The organism is Flavobacteriales bacterium, assembly GCA_021739695.1.
GTDB lineage: Bacteria > Bacteroidota > Bacteroidia > UBA10329 > UBA10329 > UBA10329.
Map to the genome: position 1 here is coordinate 66003 of JAIPBM010000019.1, position 21262 is coordinate 87264.

Genomic DNA, 21262 nt, shown 5'->3' on the forward strand with positions numbered 1-21262 from the left:
ATGTAGCATGGCTTTGTTCTTCTCAATTGAAGAAGTCATGCGATTAAAATTAATTCGGAATGCGAAATTTACACTCCTCTAACTCAATCTACAACCATCAACATTTGGCAATGCGATTTCTTATTCTTCTCTTGACGACATCTTTAAGCTTAAGTGCCGTAGCGCAGCAAGTTTCGCATGCCACGTTTTACAGCAAAGAAGGTTACCTGTTCACCATCTTCCTAAACGGACAAAAGATGAACGATACGCCTCAGACCGAGGTTCGACTCATCAACCTTACTCAGCCATATTATTCGTGCGAAGCAGTATTTGAAGATCCTTCGTTAGAGCCAGCAGTGCGCAAGCTGCTGCAACTTACCGATTCGCACGGTAGCCGTGTGGATGCCACCTTTGTTGTGGAACATAGTAAGAAAGGTCCAATGAAGATCGGCTGGAAATCGCATAGTCTTTATCCACGATACATTGAAGAAGACAATACTCCAACGGTTGTTGTAGTTGGCGGAGGCGCTCCTGGAACCATGCAGCAAACCACTACTACCCGTACGGTTGGGACCACTGTGCAAGATGGTGTTAGCATGAGCTTTGGTGGACTTGGTGGTAGTGTAAATATCAACACGGGAACCAGTCAACCTATTGTCGAAGAAACCACTACCGTTACTACGATGCAAGGAACTGGAACAGCTAGCGGTGGCGACCTTCCTTGTGGCGGCACAATCCTAGGTAATCAAGATTTTGAAATGGCGCTTAAGAGCATTACAGTTAGAAGTAGCGAAGAAGGCCGATTGCTTTCCGGAAAACAGATCGTAAGCACCAATTGCCTTACAACAGATCAGATCAAGCGCATTGCCTCGCTTTATCAAACCGAAGAGTCTCGTTTGGATTTAGCCATCTATGCTTACCCATACATACTCGACAAAGGCAGCTACTTTAAAATGAACAGTTTATTTGAAAAAGAAGCCAGTATTGACGCGCTGAACAAGGCAATTTTAGGTGAATGATTTTTCAGAAACTCAGATTTGTTCAATCAGAACGCTTTGTCTTTCTAAGAATGTGCGCAGAGATTCAATGATTAACAGCTTGTTGATTTCACCCCAAAGCAAACCACAAAAAGCGGAAACCAAAGCCAAGCATCACCACACCAATTACCTGATAGGCACGAACGAGGAAATTGGGTTGCACGAACTTTTTGATGCGGTGAGCAAATATCACCTTGCCGCTATCAGTTAAGAGAATTCCGAGCAATGCTGCCCCAAGAAACAGCCACAGCTCCTGCCCTGCTCCATATTTCCCCTGCGCTAGGCCAATAACCCCAATCCAGACCAAAAACACAAAGGGATTGACGAAGTTGACCAAGAACCCTTTGGCAAAATAAGCAGTGTAATGCCCTGCTTTCAGCTTCAGATCAGCATCTGCATTGATGTTGGGTTTGAGTATGTATTTGAGTCCGAGCATGAATAGAATTAGGCTACCGCCCAAAGCCAACCAAAATTGATTTTCTGGATTTTGGAAGAATGGAATGGCACCAAATGAGCACAGAATTACGCAGACCACATCACTGATGAAAATGCCAAGTGCCACCATCATTCCAGCCCAAAAGCCATAGTTGAGGGCACTTTTAAGTAAGGTGAAAAAAACAGGGCCAATGAAGATGATCATGCCCAATCCGAGAAGAAAACCCTCCACAAATGCCATGGAGCTAATTTACTATTTCGGATCGTCCTTGAAAGGTCGTCTTTGCGTCCATTCCTTGGGGCGGATGTTCTGAATGAATCGTTTCACAATTGAATTGGTGATTCCATTGAGATGCTTGACCAGCAATTGATACTGCTGCGGTTCTGCACCCATCGTGCTTTTGATCTCCATGGCAGTACGTGCTAGATCGATGCTTTTCGCGCCATCTTTGATGGAATCATCCAATAGGCTGTAAAGGATGTTCTGATAGAGCGAACAATCCCTATTGTAATCGTAATTCAATCCCACAAAGCTGGCATAGTTGTGCTCCACGCCTTTGATGTAGGAATAAAACCCGATCAGATTTTCCCCATCGAAATATCCTTTCACAATAAAACGGTCTTCAAGTGCGGCTTTCAGATCCACGAAATAGCGCGGATGGATGCTGACCATATGAAAATCCGCACCAGCTTCTACATTCTTGAACAGTTCCATGATCAGATCATTCCGTTCTTGAATTTCGATAGCGTTCAACTCGCGAACTTCAAGATGCTCCGATTTCTTGTAAGCAGCTTTGGCTCGAACGCGATACTTGGAACTGAAATCGTTCATCACATCTTCAAATTCCTTCCATTCTGGGCGAATGGCTGAAACCATGTTCGGCTGTACAGCAAAAGATGTAAAGTCATCATCCAAAGCAACAATCTTCGATTCCAACGCTTCCGAAACATCCTTGATGAGGACGCAACGTATTTTCTTGCCAGATCGGTTTGATTCTACGATCTTCCTCCATGCGCTATCTACAATGAAAGCACGTTCGGGAATAGTTAAGCTTTCGCTGAAATAGGCACCGTGGTCGCCCGATTGCAAAAGGTTTCCCTGAATGAGCAAACGAGCTTTCACGCTTTCCAAACTGGAGGAAATAACGCCTTTGGCTTTGCTGAAAAACGATTGCGTATCGCCAACCTTATCGGTGTCAACGTTCTTATCCACATTGGCAATATGAACGTCTGTTTCCTGATAGTAAAGGATGGCTACTGGTTCTTCTTGCCGATAAGCCACCATGTAATGGAAGCACATTCCCTTGTAAGGATGCTGCTCCAAGGCTGCCAAGTAAGGTGCCGAAAGCAGAAAATTGCCGCTTTCATGAAACAGCTTGCTCCAATGGGAAGCAGGCACATCGAATGCCGATGTGAAATGCGCCAACGAAATACCGGCAACATCTTCCAAGCCTTCGCACTGCTTGCGAAGTCCACCTATCCGGTCACGTATAAAGTCGAGAGAAATGGCCAACCGTTATGATTAATAGTTAATTCAGAATGATCAATTGTCAGACGCGGTTTGCTGATCGCTGTTTTCAAGCATCATATCCCTAACGTACTTGACAGGAGCAGATCCGAAAGAAAGGAATTCTTCATGAAATGCTTTCAATTTAAAGGCATCGCCTTGCTTTTCTTTCAACTCATTGCGCAATTGCATGATCTCGTAAAATCCGGTAAAATAACTGCACAATTGCACTTGCGATAGTGTTGCTCTTTTCCACTTGCCCTTGGCTTCGGCCTCTTGCTGAAACGCCTGATCGACCAACAGATCCATTGCTTGTTCCTCGGTCATGCCGTTTACGTGAATAGAATAGTCCAAAATAGTATTACAAACTGTTCGCAAATTCCATTTGTAGTACATCAACCACATTTCTGGCGAATTGTTTCCGTAGCCTTCTTCCAGCATCATCCGCTCGGTATACACCGCCCAACCTTCAATCATGGCGCCATTGCCAAATATACTTTTCACCAAACTTGGTGCTTGATTGGCGTACACCAATTGGGCATAGTGACCAGGAATCGCTTCGTGGATATTCAGTATTTGAAGAATGTAACTGTTGTATTCGCGCAGGTAGCTTTCGGCTTCATCTGCCGTGTAATTCTCCAAGGTTCCTACATTGTAATAGGTATCCCCGAACTTATCGTATGGTCCAGGTGCAGAAATAGAAGCTCCAGCAACCCCTGCCATGTAAGCGGGTTCTCGCCTAATCACCAACGGTTTTTCCGGGTCGAGAAAAAGAAGGTCTTGATCATTGACAAACTTGGTCAGTTCTGGAATCTGCGCTTCAATTGTGGCCTGAAAGCTATCGCGATGGCAATGCTGCAGCGATAGTTTGTCAATCATGCTTCTGATAGCCAAAAGTGTATCCGATGGCATGGCTTTCGTTCCGAAATAAGTTGACCAAAGATCTTTGGTAAGCGCCAACATCTTTCCGTGCAATTCAACCTTGGTTTCAACTGCTTTTTCGTAAACCTCTTCAGCGGAATAGGTACTGACAATATCGTATTGGAACTTCTGCGTAAAGAGCTCCCTCCCTATCCGAAAATCGCGGGCATTATCTTTCAACGTTGGTTTCACCTCCATCGAAAGGAAATCGATGTAATCTTGAATGGCCATTTTGGCGAATTCGATATTGGCAAGCAGATTCTCTTTTTCGACATGACTCAACCCCGAAGCATCTACACTATCAATTAACGATGAACCGAACACGGCCAGCGCTCCTTCGTTCTGCATAATGGCCAGATCGGTATGTTGAACCGTTGGATTCTTGATGTTTGCCTTGGCTGCTTCGTAATACGCGTCCAACTGCTCCATTTTTGTCGACATGGCACGTAAACGTTCATCCAATGGCGCATATCTTCCATTGATCATAATGCCAAACGCACCTCCAACGTTATAACTGGAAGGGTTCCATTCGTGCCCCTTAAAAACCTCGGTGTACCAGATGGTACTTTCCAACTGATTGCGGATCATGAGCAGATCGGTCAATTCAGAAGGGCTCATCTTGCTTTGATTGAATTGCTTGAGCGAATCGAGATAGGACTTGCAAAAAGCCATTTCAGCATTTCGGCTCTCCTCATTCGGAATAATGAGCAACGAATCGTAATCGTGAAACCCAACGTAGGATGCCCAACCGGGATTCTGTTTCCAGAATTCAGTAATGAAACGGTCTTCGAAGGCTTTAAAATCCATGGTTTGAGGATGTTTCGTTTCCGAGCAGGAAATCAACAAGGCGATGGCGAAAAAATAAACGAGGAATCTCATGCTGGTAATTTGGTCAAAGATACCTTTATGACCGTGTCGGCAAATCGTCTTTTCAATTTGATGAGAACTGTATCTGTATCGGTAACTTTGATGCTGTGAGATTTCTTTACACCGTAATCTTCTTGTTGATTGGTTTTCAGTTCTGCTTTGCGCAGGACGAAGATTATTATGCACCTGAAAAGCAACGGAATCCTGTAAGTCAGGAAGAACTGAATCAACTTCACCGTTGGGGGCCGAAATTCGGTATTGAAGCGTTCGGTTCCATTGGCTACTCGCATTTTTACACACCAAGCACCATTTCAGGAGCTTTCTATAAGGCGGTTGGCGGATTCGGTTATGATTCAGGTATTGGTGTTCGAATCCGCATTCGGCATAAACTGGCCATTGCTACTGGATTTGTGTTCAGTGGACGTGGTTATGACATCGGATTTCCTGCACAGGCTGAGTACGATACTGGCAATGGAACCGCTGTTATTGGCGTAGATGTATATGAAAAAGCCAACATGACCTACATGGGTTTTTACATCAAACCTATTATCGAACTGAGCAGGAAGTTCCACTTGGCGCTCTTGTTCAAACCAAGTTGGCAGCTTTCTTACAAGGGAACATCCACACAAAACATTACAAGCGGACCAGCATCAATAGTAGGTTCAACGGGAACTTTGAAAAACCAATCCTCAGTAGAAATTGAGAAGAAACAATTCGAACTGGGATTAGAATTCGCTTACAAGTGGGTGATCGACCCTCAACTTATTCTTAAACCGCATATCGGAATCAACTTTGCTACCAGCGCCATTTTCCACACGGGCGCAGACCTTCCTACACCTTTCGGAGCTTGGGAACAGAATCCATCGTTCATGACACTTCGATTCGGAGTGATCTTTGAAACGGGTCTTTGGATGGATAAACCAAAGTTGGAAGAGAAATAGTTACTTGAAGAGATTCAAGTTCTCGCAAGCTTCAGAATAATCTAACACCTTTAATACTTTCGCAGGCAACTAGCCGAAACCCTTCGAATGCTTTTCAGCAGTCTGCTGTTTCTCTTCGCTTTTTTGCCCACGGTTCTACTTCTGAACCTGGTCTTTAAAAAGAATGCACGGAATTTTCTGCTGCTCTTTTTCAGCCTGCTGTTCTACGCTTGGGGTGGCGTTACAGACACACTGATCCTGATCGGTTCCATCATCATCAATCATGTGCTTGCCTCTCGAATTGTGGCCACGGACGGAATGAGTAGAAAGCGCTGGTTACAGATCGGAATTATAACAAACGCGCTCATCATTATCAGCTTCAAGTATCTGGGCTTCATGGCAGAGAACTTGAACTTGGTATTCAGCTCCATAGGATTTGCCATGGAGATTCCTCGCATCAAGATCCGTTTACCGCTCGGCATCTCATTCTTCACATTTCAACAGATGTCCATGCTGTGGGATATTTATCGCCAGCACGACAAACGCAAACTGAAATTGGCCGAAACAGCCTTGTATGTGAGTTTCTTTCCACAATTGATCGCTGGTCCGATTGTTCGCTACCACGACATCATTGATCAGATCAGAAACAGGGTTCTTTCCATCGACCTATTCCATTCTGGCGTTCAACGTTTCATCATTGGTCTGTTCCGAAAGGTGATCTTGGCCAACACCTGCGCCATCATTGCCGATGAAATAATGGACTTGCCTGTGACAGAACTATCCACATCCGTGGCATGGCTCGGAATCGTTGCCTACGCGTTCCAGATCTATTTCGACTTTTCAGGTTACTCTGATATGGCAATCGGTATTGGAAGAATGCTCGGATTCAGAATTCTGGAGAATTTCAACTTCCCATATGTCTCTAGAAGTATTCAGGAGTTTTGGAGGCGTTGGCACATGTCGCTTTCTACGTGGTTCAGAGATTACGTCTACATCCCGCTTGGTGGAAACAGAATGGGTGTTGCGCGTACTTACATCAACCTGCTTACCGTCTTTTTTCTTACTGGACTTTGGCATGGAGCCACCTGGAGTTTCATCTTCTGGGGCTTGTTCCACGGGTTTTTCCTCGTACTGGAACGACTTGGGATGAACAATTTATTGGACCGACTTCCTCGCCCGATCTCGTGGTCATATACCATGCTGGTGGTTCTCGTTGGTTGGGTGTTCTTCCGAATAGAGGATTTCAGCAGCGCCTCCAATTATGTCGGTTTGCTGTTCGGATTAGGAGAATCGAATCCTATTTCAGTTCTACAATTTGTTGACCGCGAGAAACTGCTCGTTCTTGCAGCTGCTGGCTTGTTCTCTACCACGCTTCCTCAACTTGTACTTAATTGGATTACTACTCAGCTTTCTAAATTGGGCAATTGGCATCAGTGGCCTTTAGAATTGTTCAAGGCTGCTGTGCTACTACTCATCGTTCTGAGCTGCGCGATGTATGAAAATGCCGATTCATATAACCCATTCATCTATTTCAGATTCTAATGGGACATCTGAGCAAATACATTCTTTCCGTGCTGTTTGTGGCGATGCTATCCGTGCCACTCATAAATCAGAACTTCTCTATTTGGAACTTTGAGCAAAAGGACGAAAACAGGGATTTCCATGAGAAACCAACATTGAAATTGGACCACATGGAAATCTTTCCGGGCCAGTTTGATGCCTATTTCGAAGACGCTTTCAGTTTTAAACCACCATTATTGGAGTTATACAAATTCGTGAAACTTCGTTGGCTGAGGGTTTCTCCATATCCGGAAAAAACCATGCTTGGCAACGATGGCTGGTATTTCCTAACACAAAAGGAAGGAAACATTTTGGCAGGAAAGAAGGATTTCACGCCTGCGCATCTCGCAGCTTTTAAAACTGAATGGCAAAGGCGCAGTACATTCCTCGACTCACTTGGAATCGTTTACCATTGGTACATCATGCCCATGAAGCATTATGTATACAAAGACAAATTGAAGTATAACGCACCCATTTCTCCTCGTCCGAAACGTGTTGCTCAATTGCAGGAATTTCTGAATGCAGCATTTCCAGATCTGGTTTATGACCCTACCGAAGTGCTTATCAAGGCGAGAGATAGCGTTGAGGTGTATCAGAAGCGAGACAACCACTGGAATTACCAAGCTGGCTATTCGGTTTCAGCATACATCATTGAAACCTTGAAGAAAGATTTCCCACAGCTGGAACACAAACCGTTCAGTGCCTATGGATGGAAAGAAAAATGGGGAATTGGCGGATTTCATGCAGGAGTTTTAGGGTTTGAAGACTCGGTTGCCATAAAAGTGCCAATCGACTCGAACGAAGACGCTATTCAATTTTCTTACGGGTTCCCCCCCACACCAGAACTCCCTTTTCCAGACCAATACGAGTTCTCTTATCGGAAATCAGACACCACGGGACCAAGAATTCTGATCATCCGAGATTCATTCGGAGATTATCTGAGACCATTTTTCAAAGAATCATTCTCCGAATCGGTATTCATTTTCGATGCATGGAATTATGACCTTCCAGAAAAAATCGTGTTACAAGTAAAACCCGACATCGTCTTGTTCTGGTCGCTGGAAACACATATTGGTCACGTGATAAGAAACTCACCTGAGTACACGGACGACTACTGATCGTTTCTGAAAATCACCAGCTGTTGCAGCGGAATCGGTCTAATTCAACTTCTGCCCCAGTAGTCGTAGAATTTCCATGTTCGTAATCGTAGGATTGGAAATTATCCACCCAAACACCAATTCGACCTTGACCAGCACTCAACGCTCCAAGAACTAAACGAACGCCAACAGGCTTAACTTCCACTGAATCTGAATAGGCGTATGACACGCTTCCGAAGGTAAACGAGCTCGAGACAATGTTTCCGCTACGTTCAATCTTCATCGAACCTTCGTTGGTAGGAATAAGTCTAAGATGCTCCTCAAACTGTTGGGCATTCACATAAGCATATGCTTCGCCTTGATGAACTGCCACTCCGCTCAACACATTTTCATCATCCAAGTCATAGATTTCCATTCGAAACTGTGGTCCAAGCACATCGTTTGAATCCAAAACGATGTGATCGATACTGACCTCAAAATCTCCTTTTAAGGTCTGCTGAGAAAGCGAAATAGCATTAACCGTACTTGGATTGTAGACAACCAACGACAACCATCCAGTGTCTGTTTTGGCATATGCAGCAATGTCGCGCGTATCCAAATCCCATATTGGCCGACATGGATCTGAGTCCTCTTTACATCCAATAAAAATGGAACAGATAATAATGGCCAACCATAGCAAACGATTCATGCTTCGAAAATAATCGAAGTAGTTGAACGAATGCTAGAACTTGAGAAGGCTAATCTTGAATGGCTACACTCAGAATCGGAATCTGTTCGTGATTGACAAGATCTTCCGTTCTACTTCCCATCAGAATATGGAACAATCCGTCTCTGCCGTGTGTGGCAATCGCAGTCAGATCTGCTCCGATCATCCCCGTAAATTCACTGATACCAGATTCTAAGGTTTCAGCATTCACCACGTTCACCGTGTAATCCGTCAAACCGGTTGCTTTGGCAAGGTCGTGCATCTGTTGGTTGCAGGTTTTGGTGGTTTCAAATTCTCCAACGGTGCACACTCTGAGCAGATGAAGTTTTGCATTGAACAACTCTGCAAATCGCTGAACATTGATGAAAGCGGTTTCCACTTCTTTGTTGAAGTTGGAAGCAAAAACAATGGTTTTGAAATCCAATGAATCTGGAACGCGTTTCACCGTAAGTACCGGACATTTGGATCGTCTGAGTATTTTCTGTGCATTCGAGCCAAAAATGATCTCCTTGATTCCGCTTGCACCATGCGAACCCATCACTATCAGGTCAATTTCGTGTTTGATGGCAAGCTTAGAAACGTTTTCATGAATTAGGTCGAACTGAAGTGCTTCCACAACATTTACCCCTTCGAAGAACGGTTGATTCACCATTTCTTGCATACGTTTTCTAACCAGTTTCATCACGAATATCTGTTTAGAAATCTCCTCTTCATCACCGTATTCCAACAAGCTTACCACATGCAGCAGATAAACGCGGGCATTCGTCTTTTTAGCAATGCTTGCAGCCACTTCTGCAGCTGCATAGGCCGTTTCGGAGAAATCTGTAGGTACGAGTATTCGCTTCATAATGGTTTCTATTTGAACGCAAATTACCTACCCTGTTCCCTAAGGCCATGACATTTCTCAATGGTCATTATGATTAACCTCAACAACATTGCGGTCTTCACAATATTTAACACAAGCCAATAGTTCTTAACGAATGGGGCCGAAACTTCCGTCTATTTTCGCAACCGAATGATAGAACTATCCGGAATCAGGAAATCATACCAAATGGGCAGCAACCGTTTGGAAGTACTCAAAGGAATTGACCTGAGCATTTCAGAAGGCGAACTGGTTTCCATCATGGGTTCTTCCGGAACAGGTAAATCCACCTTGCTCAATATCCTCGGAATTCTAGATAATTACGATTCCGGCTCCTATTACTTAGATGGTACGCTTATCAAAGATCTGAGCGAGACGAAAGCAGCCCAATATCGAAACAAGCTGCTGGGCTTCGTTTTTCAGAGTTTCAACTTGGTCAACTTCAAGAATGCGATGGAAAACGTGGCACTTCCGCTCTACTACCAAGGAGTTGGAAGACGCAAACGGAATAAGATCGCATTGGAATACTTGGAACAGGTTGGTCTTTTGGATTGGGCTGAACATCTGCCAAGCGAAATGAGCGGTGGGCAGAAACAGCGTGTGGCCATTGCCCGTGCATTGGTTACCAAGCCAAGGCTCATTTTGGCAGATGAACCGACAGGTGCACTTGATAGCACCACTTCATCCGAAGTAATGCAAATGCTGAAGGATGTGAATGCTGCGGGAATGACCGTGGTCATCGTAACACACGAACACGACATTGCAGCACAGACAGACCGTGTCATCCTCATGAAGGATGGACTGATTGACAGTGAGGAATTAAGAATTAGGAATTAATAATGCGACCACGAAACATGCACGCAAATTCCAATTTTTCATTCTTAATTATTCATTTAGAATTCTTGAGAAGTGTTTGACGCTGACAAATGGCAAGAGATATTCGAAACCATCAGTAAGAACAAACTCAGAACGTTCCTTACTGGATTCAGTGTGTTTTGGGGAATCTTCATGCTCATCATTCTCCTTGGTTCTGGCAACGGACTGCGCAACGGTTTTGAATCCGAATTTGAGGAAGACGCCATCAACAGCATTTGGGTTTACCAAGGACGGACAACCATTCCTTTTAAGGGAATGAAGCCTGGTCGCAACATTCGTTTTACAGATGAAGACCACGAAGCCATTGACAATGGAAATGTAAAAGGATTGGAGAATATCGCTTCTCGAATTTGGGTGCAAGACAAGAACATGGTCTATGGTGACAAAAAGGGAACTTTTGGAGTGATTGCGACCGAGGTTGGGCAATTCTATGCCGAAAATGCGACAATGGTCACGGGCCGATTTCTGAATGAAACAGACGTTTCCGAACGTAGAAAAGTGATTGTCTTAGGTCTTCCGGTCCAAGAAGAACTTTTTCCGAATGGAGATCATTTAGGCAAAGAATTAAACGTTGGCGGCATCTCTTTCAAGGTGATCGGAACCTTTAAAGATGGCGGTGGCGCACGCGACAACAGAAGAGGCTACATTCCACTCACTGTTGGGCAAATGGTATTTGACCGAGGCAGAAATGTGCATGCCATCAGCTCAACCATTGGAGATGCTACACCGGAAGAAAGCTTGCTGATTGAACAGGATATCCGAGATAGACTTGCCGCCTTGCACCAGTTCTCTCCAGAAGACAAACGTGCCGTTTGGATCAACAATACCACAGATCAATTCATGCAGATATTGAACGTACTGAACGCCATCAGTCTGTTCGTTTGGATCATCGGCATTGGAACCATCATTGCAGGAATTGTGGGAATCGGCAACATCATGATGATCGTGGTGAAAGAACGAACTCGTGAGATCGGCATTCGAAAAGCCTTGGGCGCCACGCCATTTTCGGTGGTATCACTCATCATCATGGAAGCCATTTTCATTACAAGTATTGCTGGTTACATGGGTTTGGTCGCTGGTGTTTTCACCTTAGAGGCAGTAAGCGGTATGATTGAAGATCCTGGGATATTCCAAAATCCGGAAGTGGATCTTTACACCGCTAGCATTGCCACACTAGTGCTTATTGTTTCAGGAACCTTGGCCGGACTCATTCCTGCCATCAAAGCCGCATCTATCAGTCCAATTGAAGCTTTACGAGACGAATGAGCATCTTAGACACAGATAGATGGCGCGAAGTGTTTGACACCTTAGGTGCCAATAAACTGCGAACAGCGCTTACCGCTTTCGGAGTGCTTTGGGGCATTTTCATGCTCATTATCATGTTGGGCGCAGGTTCTGGTTTACAGAATGGTGTCTCCAGCGAATTCCAAGGATTTGCCACTAACTCGCTTTATGTATGGACACAACGGACCACCAAACCATACAAAGGCTTACCGAGCGGACGTTGGTTCAATATGAGTAACGAAGACACAAAGGCACTGCGCGAACTTGTTCCAGAAGCAAAGGTCATTGCTCCGCGAAATGAGGTTGGTGGATGGCGTGGTGCGGCAAACGTGGTGCGTGGCATAAACACGGGTTCGTACGGCATTAAAGGCGATTATCCTGAAGCGGTTCAGTTGCAACCATTTGATATCACCCAAGGTCGATTACTCAATCAGATGGATGTTGATCAGAAACGGAAAGTGGCAGTGATCGGTGCCAAAGTGGTGAACGACCTCTATGAGGAAAATGAAGAGGTCATCGGCAGCAACATCCGCATCAATGGTGTTTATTTTACGGTAGTAGGAACAATAAAAACCAAAAAAGCTGGCCGCGAAGCCGAAGATGATGCTCAGAGTATTTTCATTCCATTGAGTTCATTTCAGCAGGCTTTCAACTATGGTAATTGGGTTAGCTATTATGGATTTATGCCCATTGATGGTGTTTCTGTTGCCGATATGGAAGCCAAGATCTTGAAAGTGCTAAAGGAACGTCACCGTGTAGATCCAAGCGATGAATTCGCCTTTGGAACGAACAACAACGAAGAAGACTTTGCAGAATACGCCAATGTGTTTTCTGGCATCAACTTCCTCATTTGGTTTGTCGGCACACTTACGTTGGTTGCAGGCGTTATTGGAATCAGCAATATCATGCTCGTTATTGTGAAGGAGCGTACAAAAGAAATTGGCATACGAAGAGCCATTGGCGCAAGTCCAATGAGCATTGTGAGTCAGATCATTTTAGAAGCATTGGTCTTAACTTCTTTGGCCGGATACATTGGAATTGTATTGGGCGTTTGGGCCGTTGAATTTGCTGGACCGCTGATTGAAGATGATTCGTTCAAGAATCCAGAAATTGATTTCCAAACCATATTGATCGCTTTGGGAGTGCTGATCATCTCTGGCTGTTTTGCTGGATTCATTCCTGCCTATCGCGCCCTCGAAATAAAACCTGTAGAAGCTTTACGAACCGAAAATTGAACTGAGAATATGAAATCATTTGTTAGAATATTGGTCGTTGTCATCATCCTAGGCGGATTCGGATACACACTTTGGCATCTGTACGATAAATCGCAAGAGCCACCTGTTGTTTTCGAAACCACACAGGCTTTCCGTAGTGATATCATCAAAAAAACAGTGGCAACCGGAACCATAGCACCGAAAAAGGAAGTGGCCATCAAACCGCGCGTTTCAGGCATCATAGAAAAGGTGTTTGTGGAGGAAGGTCAGATGGTTAAAAATGGAGATGCCATTGCCAAAGTGAAGATCGTGCCAGATATGGTAAGTCTGAATAATGCCCAGAACCGTTTGCAGATGGCGCAACTGGCCGTGCAGGATGCACAGTTGAACTTCGACCGTCAGAAGAAATTGATCGATCAAGGCGTGATTGCTGAGGCAGAATTTCAACCAGTAAGAACCCAGCTAATGAACGTAAAACAGGAACTTTTGGCAGCCGAAAGCAACCTTCAACTGATTGAGGAAGGCGCCTTGAAAGACCAAGGAAGTAGTTCAAATACTGTTATTCGATCCACTGCCAATGGAATGGTACTTTCTGTTCCACTGAAAGAAGGTAACTCGGTTATTGAGAGCAACACCTTCAATGAAGGAACGACCATTGCCACCATTGCCGATATGGGCGAGATGATCTTTGAAGGAAAAGTAGACGAAAGCGAAGTGGGCAAGATCAAAGAAGGAATGGATCTTCTCATTACCATTGGTGCGTTGGAGGGACACACTTTCCACGCAAGATTAGAGCATATCTCGCCCAAAGGCGTGGAGGAAAATGGTGCTATTCAGTTCAAGATCAAGGCAGAAGTTGAACTTCAGAAAGGTGTATTCGTTCGTTCGGGCTATAGCGCCAATGCAGATATTGTGCTTGATCGTAGAGACAGCGTTCTGGCCGTACAAGAAGGCTTGCTCATTTTTGGAAACAGCCCAGACTCTACGTTTGTGGAGGTGGAAACTTCACCTCAGATCTTTGAGAAACGAGCTGTAAAATTGGGATTGTCTGATGGCATAACCATCGAAGTGTTGAGCGGAATAACCGAAGAGGATAAGATCAAGAAACCGATGTGATCAGTCGTTTATTTCCTCAGCCTGCTCACGTAATTCGTTAAACCAAGCTGTTGCATCGTTCTCAGAATCGAACACACGTACTGGGTATTTGCCCTTGCGGGCATTCATAAAGGCTTTAGCAAGTATGCGATGACCGAGTGTTTTAATCACAAGGGCCTCTGCTTTTTTGATCTTTTCAAATTGCTCATCACCAAATTCGTTAATTCCCATGGTGATGTGGGTTGTAGAATCCGGCACAATCATGTGAAAGACCTTTCGGTCTTTGACGATATCCCAAATGGCGTCAATATTTTCCTTGGCTGTTTCAGCATTCATTTCAACATCAGGATTGATATAGATCTTGACGACATCGTCATCAATCATTATCAAAGCAGTGGGCACAACAACCTTTTCCAATATATCAGAGTAACAAGTTCGGGTATTCGTCAACATTGGGTCTTAGTTTAATTGGTAACCAGTGATACATAAGGGGTCAATTCATTATTAAACGTACTAAAATTAGCAATTATCGATACTAATCAATCATTCATCGATGATTTAATTGTATTCATAGAAAATCATAGCTCACATTTTCCTTAAATACCATCGTAATAAACAGACGCTACGGCAACGCCATTCACATCTCCGCGTTTCTGAATGCGTAAGACTTGCAGCATTTTAAAGACATTTTCGCACACTTGATTTTCTACCTTCGACACATCAATTTAACCTGTATGAAAAAACAATTACTCTCTTTGATCGTGTCACTTACAATCGGTGTAGGTGGCGTTTTAGCCCAGTGTCCTTCCGGACAAGTAGAGGTGGCTATTCAGATCCTTACTGACAATTTCGGATACGAAACTTCGTGGAGCCTTCTCAATTCTGATGGCGATATATTGGCACAAGGAGGTCAGAATGGTGTATATGCAAACAACGCTTGGTATGGCGATACCCTTTGCGTAGATGAAAGCACCTGTATGCGATTTGAGATCTATGATCAATTTGGAGATGGCATGTGCTGCGGCTACGGAAATGGGAGCTACACACTCTTTTTGAATGGAACCGAAATAGCTACTGGCGGCAATTTTGGCAACAGTACTTTCAACCTATTCAACTGCCCTCCTGGATCGGATTGCAACGATGCTTTCGTGATCGCTGAGGGGTCTTATGTTGCCCCGCACTCTAACACGTGGTATTCGTTTACACCTGCAGAAACAGGAACGTACCAGATAGAAGCCTGCGATAATGTGTGCAATTCAAAGCTTTGGATATATGCATACTGCAACGGACTTCCTTGGGCTGAAGACAATACTGGAACCATCTATTACGATAACGACCAAGGCGGATGCGGGCCACAGGCCATGATCGGGGGTGCATTACTTGAAGCGAATGTTGAATATTGGATTCGCATCGGAAGTAGCAATGGAGATTGCACGGGAGATATCAACTGGTCGCTTACCTACAATGGACCTGTTACTGGCTGTATGGATATTACCGCATGTAATTACAATCCGCTGGCGTCTGTGTCTGACGGAAACTGCATTTACCCTGGCGATCCTGCCTGTCCGAACGGACCAGACCTCACCGTTGATGCCGTTGAACTTTCGAACACGCTATATCTGTCTACATTGGATATTCCGGCCAACGATTGCCGTGTGGAGGAAAACTGCATGAACGGGTACGGGCTTCGCGACATCATCCGATTTTCTACCCACATCAAGAATATCGGCAACATGGATTACTATATCGGAAGTCCATCTGCCAATCCGGATCAATTCGACTTTGTGAACTGCCACAACCACACGCATTATCGCGGATATGCCGAATACAAACTGTATGACGCTGACGGTGGATTGATTCCAATCGGATTCAAGAACGGTTTCTGTGTGATGGACCTTGAATGCAGCGGTGGCGGATCGTTCCAGTATGGCTGCAGCACCATGGGTATTTCAGCTGGTTGTGGAGATATCTATTCTTCTGGGCTTGATTGCCAGTGGATAGACATTACTGACATCGACACAGGGCGTTACACCTTTGTGAATACGGCCAACTGGGATGATAGTCCGGATGCACTTGGACATTATGAAACCAATCATACCAACAACTGGGCTCAATTGTGCATCTATATAGGTAGAGATGCAAACGGAGCACTTTATGTCAATCAATTGCAGGATTGTAATCCGTATATCGATTGTCAAGGAGAGCTCTATGGATCGGCCCAACCAGATTGTAATGGTGTATGTGCTGGAACCACGCTACGGGGCGACATAAATGCTGATGCAGCTCAGAACAATCTTGATGCACACAACTATGTCACCGATATTCTTGCCAACGACATTACTGCCACAACCTGCAACGACCTGAATGCAGATAACGAAATTGACGTATATGATGCTGCTTTGATGATGGATTGCTCATTGACCAACGATGGCCACGTAACGGGTTCGAGCCACGATCATTGCAATTTCCCTTACGGTCTGACGGATATTTATGATACGGTTGAATTCAGCATTGGCAACGTGGACCACGCCCAGCACTTCATCGATATTTACATTAAGAACCCACAGAACTACGTGGTGGCTTACCAGTTTGAAATGGCTGGTCTTACCATCATGAGCGTAGAAAATCTGGTTGACCCTGTTGATTATCCTATCACTCCAGAATGGTCACTTGGAGGAACTGAGGTCATCGGTATCAGCTATCAGGATTCGGTGATTCCTAAATTTCAGAATCCAACTCCGCTTTGCCGAATCCATTACTTCTCGCTCACCGATACATTGATCTGCATTTCCGACATCAAAACCGTGGTGAACGAAAAGTATGAGGAAACCATTACACGTGTTGACGCATTCCATACTTGTTTGATCGCCTACACGGGTATTGACGAATTGGTGGATGGTGGAATTGAATTGAACCTCTACCCTAACCCGATGCTCGAATCAGCTACCCTTGCAATCACCAATCGTTTCAGCGCTGATATTTCGATTGAATTGATAGATCCTTCAGGAAAACAAGTGAAGAACTTCGGGCAAGTGAAAACTGACCGACTGACCATAACGAACGATGGACTAAGTGCAGGAATCTACTTCGTGCAGGTTACCGATGGTTCGCGCATCCTTACACGTCAGAAGCTTATTGTGCAATAAACATTAGCATTCGATGTATGTTAAATCAATCCCCGCCATTGCGGGGATTGTTGTTTAAACCTTAGTTATTTATCATGGAAGACAAAGACTGGAAAGCCAAGCTGACACCCGAACAATACCATGTATTGCGCGAAAAAGGAACCGAGCGCCCTTTTACAGGCGAATACGATCTGCATTTTGCAGATGGTTCGTACTTCTGTGCCGGATGCGGCACAAAACTCTTCGATTCGGGTTCTAAATTCGATAGTGGCTGCGGTTGGCCGGCCTTTTATCAGACAGCCGATAAAGGAGCTGTGATTGAGAAAACGGACCGAAGCTTTGGCATGATGCGCACCGAAGTTCTATGTGGTAACTGCGGAGGGCATTTGGGTCATGTATTTCCTGATGGACCAAGCGACAAGACCGGACTGCGCTATTGCATCAATTCGGTTTCGTTGGATTTCAAGAAAGAGGATTAGCAAAAAAAGTCCCGCATCGGCCAACCTTCCCATACGGGACAACGCCACGTTTCAACCAAACTCAAAGTGGCATTTCACTACATTCAGTTATTCAACTACTTCTAATGCAAGTGTCATATCCAATGGTTCGCCATTCAGAATGGCAATGGCTTCGGTTACTTCTTTGAATCCTGGAAACGAAAAACGTGCTAAGTAAATACCTTCAGGCACATCGGTCATTTTGAAGTAACCTGTTGGTGATGTGATGTACGTACGGCCTGTTCCTACCAATTCTACCACTACACCAAAAACACGTGAACCGGTAATGGCGCTGACCACCTTCCCCTTGAACACACCGTTGGTGCTGTTATTCTTTGTTTCTGGCAAGCATATAAGATGCAACAATTGCTCTAATCCTTGACCTGCAAATGCGGAATTCTCTTGTGTCGTTTTCATGATCGTTGAGTTTAAAGGTTAGGTAGCTGTTTCTTCATCTACCGCTATTAACAGGCCAGAAATTCAATTATTGTGCCAACAGGAATTTTCAGCGTAATTTTATTCTATTGCTAAACCAAATGACCAACTTGAGGTCTTACGACAAATCCGCTACATGAAACATCTTGGAACAATATCTTTCTTCATGCTGATCAGTTTAGCATCCAAGGCGCAAACACCCACATACAACGATAACGTAGCCTGTATTCTTTACACCAACTGTACACCATGTCATCATGATGGTGGAATAGGACCGTTTCCGCTGATGACCTACAATGATGCTACAGCTGCAGGGTTTGGCATTGTTGGTGCCGTGAATGCAGGTAACATGCCACCATGGCCACCCGATCCTGACTACAACCGCTTAGCTCACGAACGCGTGCTGACTCAGGAGGAGATCGACATTCTGAATGCTTGGGTGAATGGAGGAATGCCCGAAGGCGGAGGAACACCACCTATAGCACCGGTATATGGAGGAAACGAGGTCATTACAAATCCTGACCTCAGCCTTACCATGCAGCCTTTCACCAACTTCGAGAACAATAACGACCTCTATCAATGTTTCGTTATTCCAACAGGCTTGACCGAAGACATGTATGTAAGTGGATTTGAGGTCGTACCCGGAAATGGAGAAATGGTCCATCATGTGCTGGTTTTTTCCGATACTTCCGATCTACCATTGCAATTGGATGCCCAAGACCCGAATCCTGGCTACACAGGCTTTGGAGGGACAGGTAGCAGTTCTTCGAAACTTATAGGGATTTGGGTTCCGGGAGAACAACCTTATTTCTTTCCTCAGAACATGGGCACCAAGTTATTGGCGGGAAGCAATATCATCTTTCAGATGCACTACCCGGCCGGTACCGGAGGTCAGGTAGATCAGACCAAGATAAACTTCGATCTGTTTCAAGGTGCCTGGAACACCAGAGAAGTGTTCTTCACAGCGCCTCTTAACTTCGGGGGAAGCCTTACGGACGGACCGCTGGTCATTTTCCCAAATGAGGTAAGGACATTCCACAATCAATATACCATACCCAATGTAGATCTGACCGTTCTGGCTGTTGGCCCGCACATGCACCTTATTGGCACCTCCATGAGATCATGGGCCGTAACTCCGCAGAGCCAGACCATTCCATTTTTTGACATTCCTGAATGGGATTTCCATTATCAAGGCTTTTATCAGTTCAGGCAACCGATACGAATTCCTGCAACCAGTACGTTGTATGGGGTGGCAACCTATGATAACACCAACAACAATCCGAACAATCCCAACAACCCTCCTCAATTGGTTACCGCGGGCGAGGCTACCACAGATGAAATGTTCCTGATCTATTTTGCCTATACCATCTATTTAGCTGGAGACGAGAATATTGTGATTGACAATTCGACTGAAAAGCCAACGTACAACGATTGTGTATTCAACATACTAGGCGTAGAAGATGAATTAGGGGCGGATATTTCCATTTATCCAAATCCGGTATCGGATGCCATCACCATCAACCTTCCAGCATTAGACAACGCAGTAGTTGAACTGCACGATGCGCAAGGCAAATTGATAGCAAGCCATGATTCCACCACCAGGAGAATAGACGTTTCTACATTGGCCGATGGCGTTTATCTCTTATCGGTAACCACTTTAGAAGGTGGCAAGGCCACTCGAAAGGTGGTGATAAGGCATTAAGTTAGAAAGGCCATCCGCTTGCGCAGACAGCCTTTCAACCAACCTAAACCTCCCCAGAGGGGAAGGTCCAACCAATATCTTAGAACCCGAAGCCTAAACGTATACCTGGTATGATCAGGTGGGCCACATCTTCTTTCACTACCGAGCCAATGGCTTGGCCTGCTGTATTAATGAACAACACATCGCGCTCATAGTTCACGCGTTTGTAATTTACATTGAATAAAAGACTGAAATGTCCCTTATTGCGCCTGTTCTGAACCTTGAAACCAAGACCTAATCCGGCAATTGGACCGCCTTTCAATCGATTACCGAAGTCATCCACATTCACGCTTTTGTCCTTTCCCATGCCTTTGAACGCCATGGCATAACCTGCCTCAATGGCATAGAACGGGGTCATTCTTCCGTGCGTTGGGCCATCGGCCGAATGATAGAGGTACAATGGCAGATACATGCCGGCCATTTCTTTCTTGTCCAGACCATTCACCTTTGTATTGAAGGGATTGGAGAACACATGGTCTACTCCTACTCCAATACCCAGATAGCCCATTCTACCGAACTTGTATCCATTCACCATCCGAACACCACCCTGTACGTTTTCTACCAACACCTGAACCTCCATAAAGTATCCACGCTTTTTTGGTGTAAATGCCGTGCTGTCGCTATGCCAAGGATGCATGTTTCCCCAATGTCCCCACTGCCCATGACCTTGCGGGTATGCACGTTTCTCTTTGGTGATCTTCTCCACGTCTGCCACTTTCACAGCAAACACATTCCCATCATTCGACTTTATCTTGTAACTCACATTTGGCACTTGCTCAATGATCACACCGCGGTAAATACTCCCGTCCTTCAGGTAAATCGCATCCTGCATATTATCCTGAGCGAAAAGCGCCATCGGAAACAGAAGCAATACCACCAACACTTTCTTCAAATTCTTCATTGCAGTTGTTTTAGTTCCATAACAGGTGTTCATCCGTGATTGTTGTGCGCATTTATTTGAAAACCACCGATTTGTCTATAAACGAACAAATGCACGAAACCTGTTCATCAAAGGTCTTAGTTGACCATCAAGTAGGTGTGACCAATGGTACAGAACAGAGCTGGCAGCCAGTATTCGTGTTTCTTGCTTACTTTCAGCGTGAC

The 21262-nt window shown here is 44.8% G+C and carries 19 protein-coding genes; 11 read left to right on the forward strand and 8 right to left on the reverse strand.

Annotated features, from left to right (window positions below; genetic code table 11):
* Positions 1 to 59: 59 nt before the first annotated feature.
* Positions 60 to 998 (forward strand): DUF4476 domain-containing protein, encoded by a 939-nt coding sequence (locus tag K9J17_12490; protein MCF8277543.1) that lies wholly within the window; start codon positions 60 to 62, stop codon positions 996 to 998.
* Between the two features lie 88 nt (positions 999 to 1086).
* Here K9J17_12490 and K9J17_12495 read toward each other — a convergent pair whose 3' ends face one another.
* From K9J17_12495 to K9J17_12505, 3 genes are read right to left on the reverse strand one after another with little or no spacing between them, the layout of a single operon-like run.
* Positions 1087 to 1692 (reverse strand): LysE family transporter, encoded by a 606-nt coding sequence (locus tag K9J17_12495; GenBank protein MCF8277544.1) that lies wholly within the window; start codon positions 1690 to 1692, stop codon positions 1087 to 1089.
* Between the two features lie 12 nt (positions 1693 to 1704).
* The gene (locus tag K9J17_12500; GenBank protein MCF8277545.1) at positions 1705 to 2964 is read right to left on the reverse strand and encodes a hypothetical protein; all 1260 of its coding nucleotides are present in this window, start codon (positions 2962 to 2964) and stop codon (positions 1705 to 1707) included.
* A 30-nt stretch (positions 2965 to 2994) separates the two neighbouring features.
* Positions 2995 to 4758: a DUF885 domain-containing protein gene (locus tag K9J17_12505; GenBank protein MCF8277546.1), complete on the reverse strand. Its 1764-nt coding sequence runs from the start codon at positions 4756 to 4758 to the stop codon at positions 2995 to 2997.
* Positions 4759 to 4853: 95 nt separating this feature from the next.
* Here K9J17_12505 and K9J17_12510 point away from each other — a divergent pair, with 95 nt between their 5' ends.
* The 3 genes from K9J17_12510 to K9J17_12520 all read left to right on the forward strand — a co-directional run bounded on the left by K9J17_12510 (position 4854) and on the right by K9J17_12520 (position 8344).
* The gene (locus tag K9J17_12510; GenBank protein ID MCF8277547.1) at positions 4854 to 5687 is read left to right on the forward strand and encodes a hypothetical protein; all 834 of its coding nucleotides are present in this window, start codon (positions 4854 to 4856) and stop codon (positions 5685 to 5687) included.
* Between the two features lie 87 nt (positions 5688 to 5774).
* Positions 5775 to 7208, forward strand: a complete 1434-nt coding sequence (locus K9J17_12515; protein MCF8277548.1) for an MBOAT family protein — start codon at positions 5775 to 5777, stop codon at positions 7206 to 7208.
* Entirely contained in the window at positions 7208 to 8344 is a 1137-nt protein-coding gene (locus K9J17_12520) for a hypothetical protein (GenBank protein MCF8277549.1), read from the forward strand. Before K9J17_12515 ends, K9J17_12520 begins: the two co-directional genes overlap by 1 nt.
* 13 nt (positions 8345 to 8357) lie before the next feature.
* On the opposite strand, the gene K9J17_12525 is transcribed toward K9J17_12520, so the two are convergent.
* On the reverse strand, positions 8358 to 9011 hold the full coding sequence (locus K9J17_12525) for a hypothetical protein (protein ID MCF8277550.1): 654 nt from the start codon (positions 9009 to 9011) through the stop codon (positions 8358 to 8360).
* A 49-nt stretch (positions 9012 to 9060) separates the two neighbouring features.
* Positions 9061 to 9876, reverse strand: coding sequence for a universal stress protein (locus tag K9J17_12530; protein MCF8277551.1), 816 nt, complete (start codon positions 9874 to 9876; stop codon positions 9061 to 9063).
* Positions 9877 to 10044: 168 nt separating this feature from the next.
* Here K9J17_12530 and K9J17_12535 point away from each other — a divergent pair, with 168 nt between their 5' ends.
* The 4 genes from K9J17_12535 to K9J17_12550 all read left to right on the forward strand — a co-directional run bounded on the left by K9J17_12535 (position 10045) and on the right by K9J17_12550 (position 14381).
* Positions 10045 to 10728 (forward strand): ABC transporter ATP-binding protein, encoded by a 684-nt coding sequence (locus K9J17_12535; protein MCF8277552.1) that lies wholly within the window; start codon positions 10045 to 10047, stop codon positions 10726 to 10728.
* 72 nt (positions 10729 to 10800) lie between these two features.
* Positions 10801 to 12033 carry an ABC transporter permease gene (locus K9J17_12540; protein MCF8277553.1) on the forward strand — a complete coding sequence of 411 codons (1233 nt, stop codon included), beginning with the start codon at positions 10801 to 10803 and terminating at the stop codon, positions 12031 to 12033.
* On the forward strand, positions 12030 to 13286 hold the full coding sequence (locus tag K9J17_12545; GenBank protein ID MCF8277554.1) for an ABC transporter permease: 1257 nt from the start codon (positions 12030 to 12032) through the stop codon (positions 13284 to 13286). Before K9J17_12540 ends, K9J17_12545 begins: the two co-directional genes overlap by 4 nt.
* A gap of 9 nt (positions 13287 to 13295) precedes the next feature.
* Complete coding sequence (locus K9J17_12550) at positions 13296 to 14381, forward strand: efflux RND transporter periplasmic adaptor subunit (protein MCF8277555.1); 1086 nt, start codon at positions 13296 to 13298, stop codon at positions 14379 to 14381.
* Here K9J17_12550 and K9J17_12555 read toward each other — a convergent pair whose 3' ends face one another.
* Positions 14382 to 14777: a hypothetical protein gene (locus tag K9J17_12555; GenBank protein MCF8277556.1), complete on the reverse strand. Its 396-nt coding sequence runs from the start codon at positions 14775 to 14777 to the stop codon at positions 14382 to 14384.
* A gap of 317 nt (positions 14778 to 15094) precedes the next feature.
* On the opposite strand from K9J17_12555, the gene K9J17_12560 reads away from it, so the two are divergent.
* The gene (locus tag K9J17_12560; protein MCF8277557.1) at positions 15095 to 17506 is read left to right on the forward strand and encodes a T9SS type A sorting domain-containing protein; all 2412 of its coding nucleotides are present in this window, start codon (positions 15095 to 15097) and stop codon (positions 17504 to 17506) included.
* Between the two features lie 74 nt (positions 17507 to 17580).
* On the forward strand, positions 17581 to 17964 hold the full coding sequence (gene msrB / locus K9J17_12565) for a peptide-methionine (R)-S-oxide reductase MsrB (GenBank protein MCF8277558.1): 384 nt from the start codon (positions 17581 to 17583) through the stop codon (positions 17962 to 17964).
* An 87-nt stretch (positions 17965 to 18051) separates the two neighbouring features.
* Here msrB and K9J17_12570 read toward each other — a convergent pair whose 3' ends face one another.
* Positions 18052 to 18399, reverse strand: coding sequence for a carboxypeptidase-like regulatory domain-containing protein (locus K9J17_12570; protein ID MCF8277559.1), 348 nt, complete (start codon positions 18397 to 18399; stop codon positions 18052 to 18054).
* Between the two features lie 154 nt (positions 18400 to 18553).
* Here K9J17_12570 and K9J17_12575 point away from each other — a divergent pair, with 154 nt between their 5' ends.
* Entirely contained in the window at positions 18554 to 20119 is a 1566-nt protein-coding gene (locus tag K9J17_12575; GenBank protein ID MCF8277560.1) for a T9SS type A sorting domain-containing protein, read from the forward strand.
* Between the two features lie 79 nt (positions 20120 to 20198).
* Here the strand turns inward: K9J17_12575 and K9J17_12580 are convergent, their stop codons facing one another.
* Complete coding sequence (locus tag K9J17_12580; GenBank protein MCF8277561.1) at positions 20199 to 21059, reverse strand: hypothetical protein; 861 nt, start codon at positions 21057 to 21059, stop codon at positions 20199 to 20201.
* Positions 21060 to 21262 lie beyond the last annotated feature (203 nt).

Excerpts from the sequence above, each read along its gene's own strand:
- K9J17_12490 (MCF8277543.1), top strand. The coding sequence starts at position 60 with ATGCGAAATTTACACTCCTCTAACTCAATCTACAACCATCAACATTTG.
- K9J17_12520 (MCF8277549.1), top strand. The coding sequence starts at position 7,208 with ATGGGACATCTGAGCAAATACATTCTTTCCGTGCTGTTTGTGGCGATG.
- K9J17_12575 (MCF8277560.1), top strand. The coding sequence starts at position 18,554 with ATGAAACATCTTGGAACAATATCTTTCTTCATGCTGATCAGTTTAGCA.
- K9J17_12580 (MCF8277561.1), bottom strand. The coding sequence starts at position 21,059 with ATGAAGAATTTGAAGAAAGTGTTGGTGGTATTGCTTCTGTTTCCGATG.
- K9J17_12570 (MCF8277559.1), bottom strand. The coding sequence starts at position 18,399 with ATGAAAACGACACAAGAGAATTCCGCATTTGCAGGTCAAGGATTAGAG.
- K9J17_12550 (MCF8277555.1), top strand. The coding sequence starts at position 13,296 with ATGAAATCATTTGTTAGAATATTGGTCGTTGTCATCATCCTAGGCGGA.
- K9J17_12525 (MCF8277550.1), bottom strand. The coding sequence starts at position 9,011 with ATGAATCGTTTGCTATGGTTGGCCATTATTATCTGTTCCATTTTTATT.
- K9J17_12505 (MCF8277546.1), bottom strand. The coding sequence starts at position 4,758 with ATGAGATTCCTCGTTTATTTTTTCGCCATCGCCTTGTTGATTTCCTGC.
- K9J17_12545 (MCF8277554.1), top strand. The coding sequence starts at position 12,030 with ATGAGCATCTTAGACACAGATAGATGGCGCGAAGTGTTTGACACCTTA.
- K9J17_12495 (MCF8277544.1), bottom strand. The coding sequence starts at position 1,692 with ATGGCATTTGTGGAGGGTTTTCTTCTCGGATTGGGCATGATCATCTTC.
- K9J17_12535 (MCF8277552.1), top strand. The coding sequence starts at position 10,045 with ATGATAGAACTATCCGGAATCAGGAAATCATACCAAATGGGCAGCAAC.
- K9J17_12515 (MCF8277548.1), top strand. The coding sequence starts at position 5,775 with ATGCTTTTCAGCAGTCTGCTGTTTCTCTTCGCTTTTTTGCCCACGGTT.
- K9J17_12560 (MCF8277557.1), top strand. The coding sequence starts at position 15,095 with ATGAAAAAACAATTACTCTCTTTGATCGTGTCACTTACAATCGGTGTA.
- msrB (MCF8277558.1), top strand. The coding sequence starts at position 17,581 with ATGGAAGACAAAGACTGGAAAGCCAAGCTGACACCCGAACAATACCAT.
- K9J17_12530 (MCF8277551.1), bottom strand. The coding sequence starts at position 9,876 with ATGAAGCGAATACTCGTACCTACAGATTTCTCCGAAACGGCCTATGCA.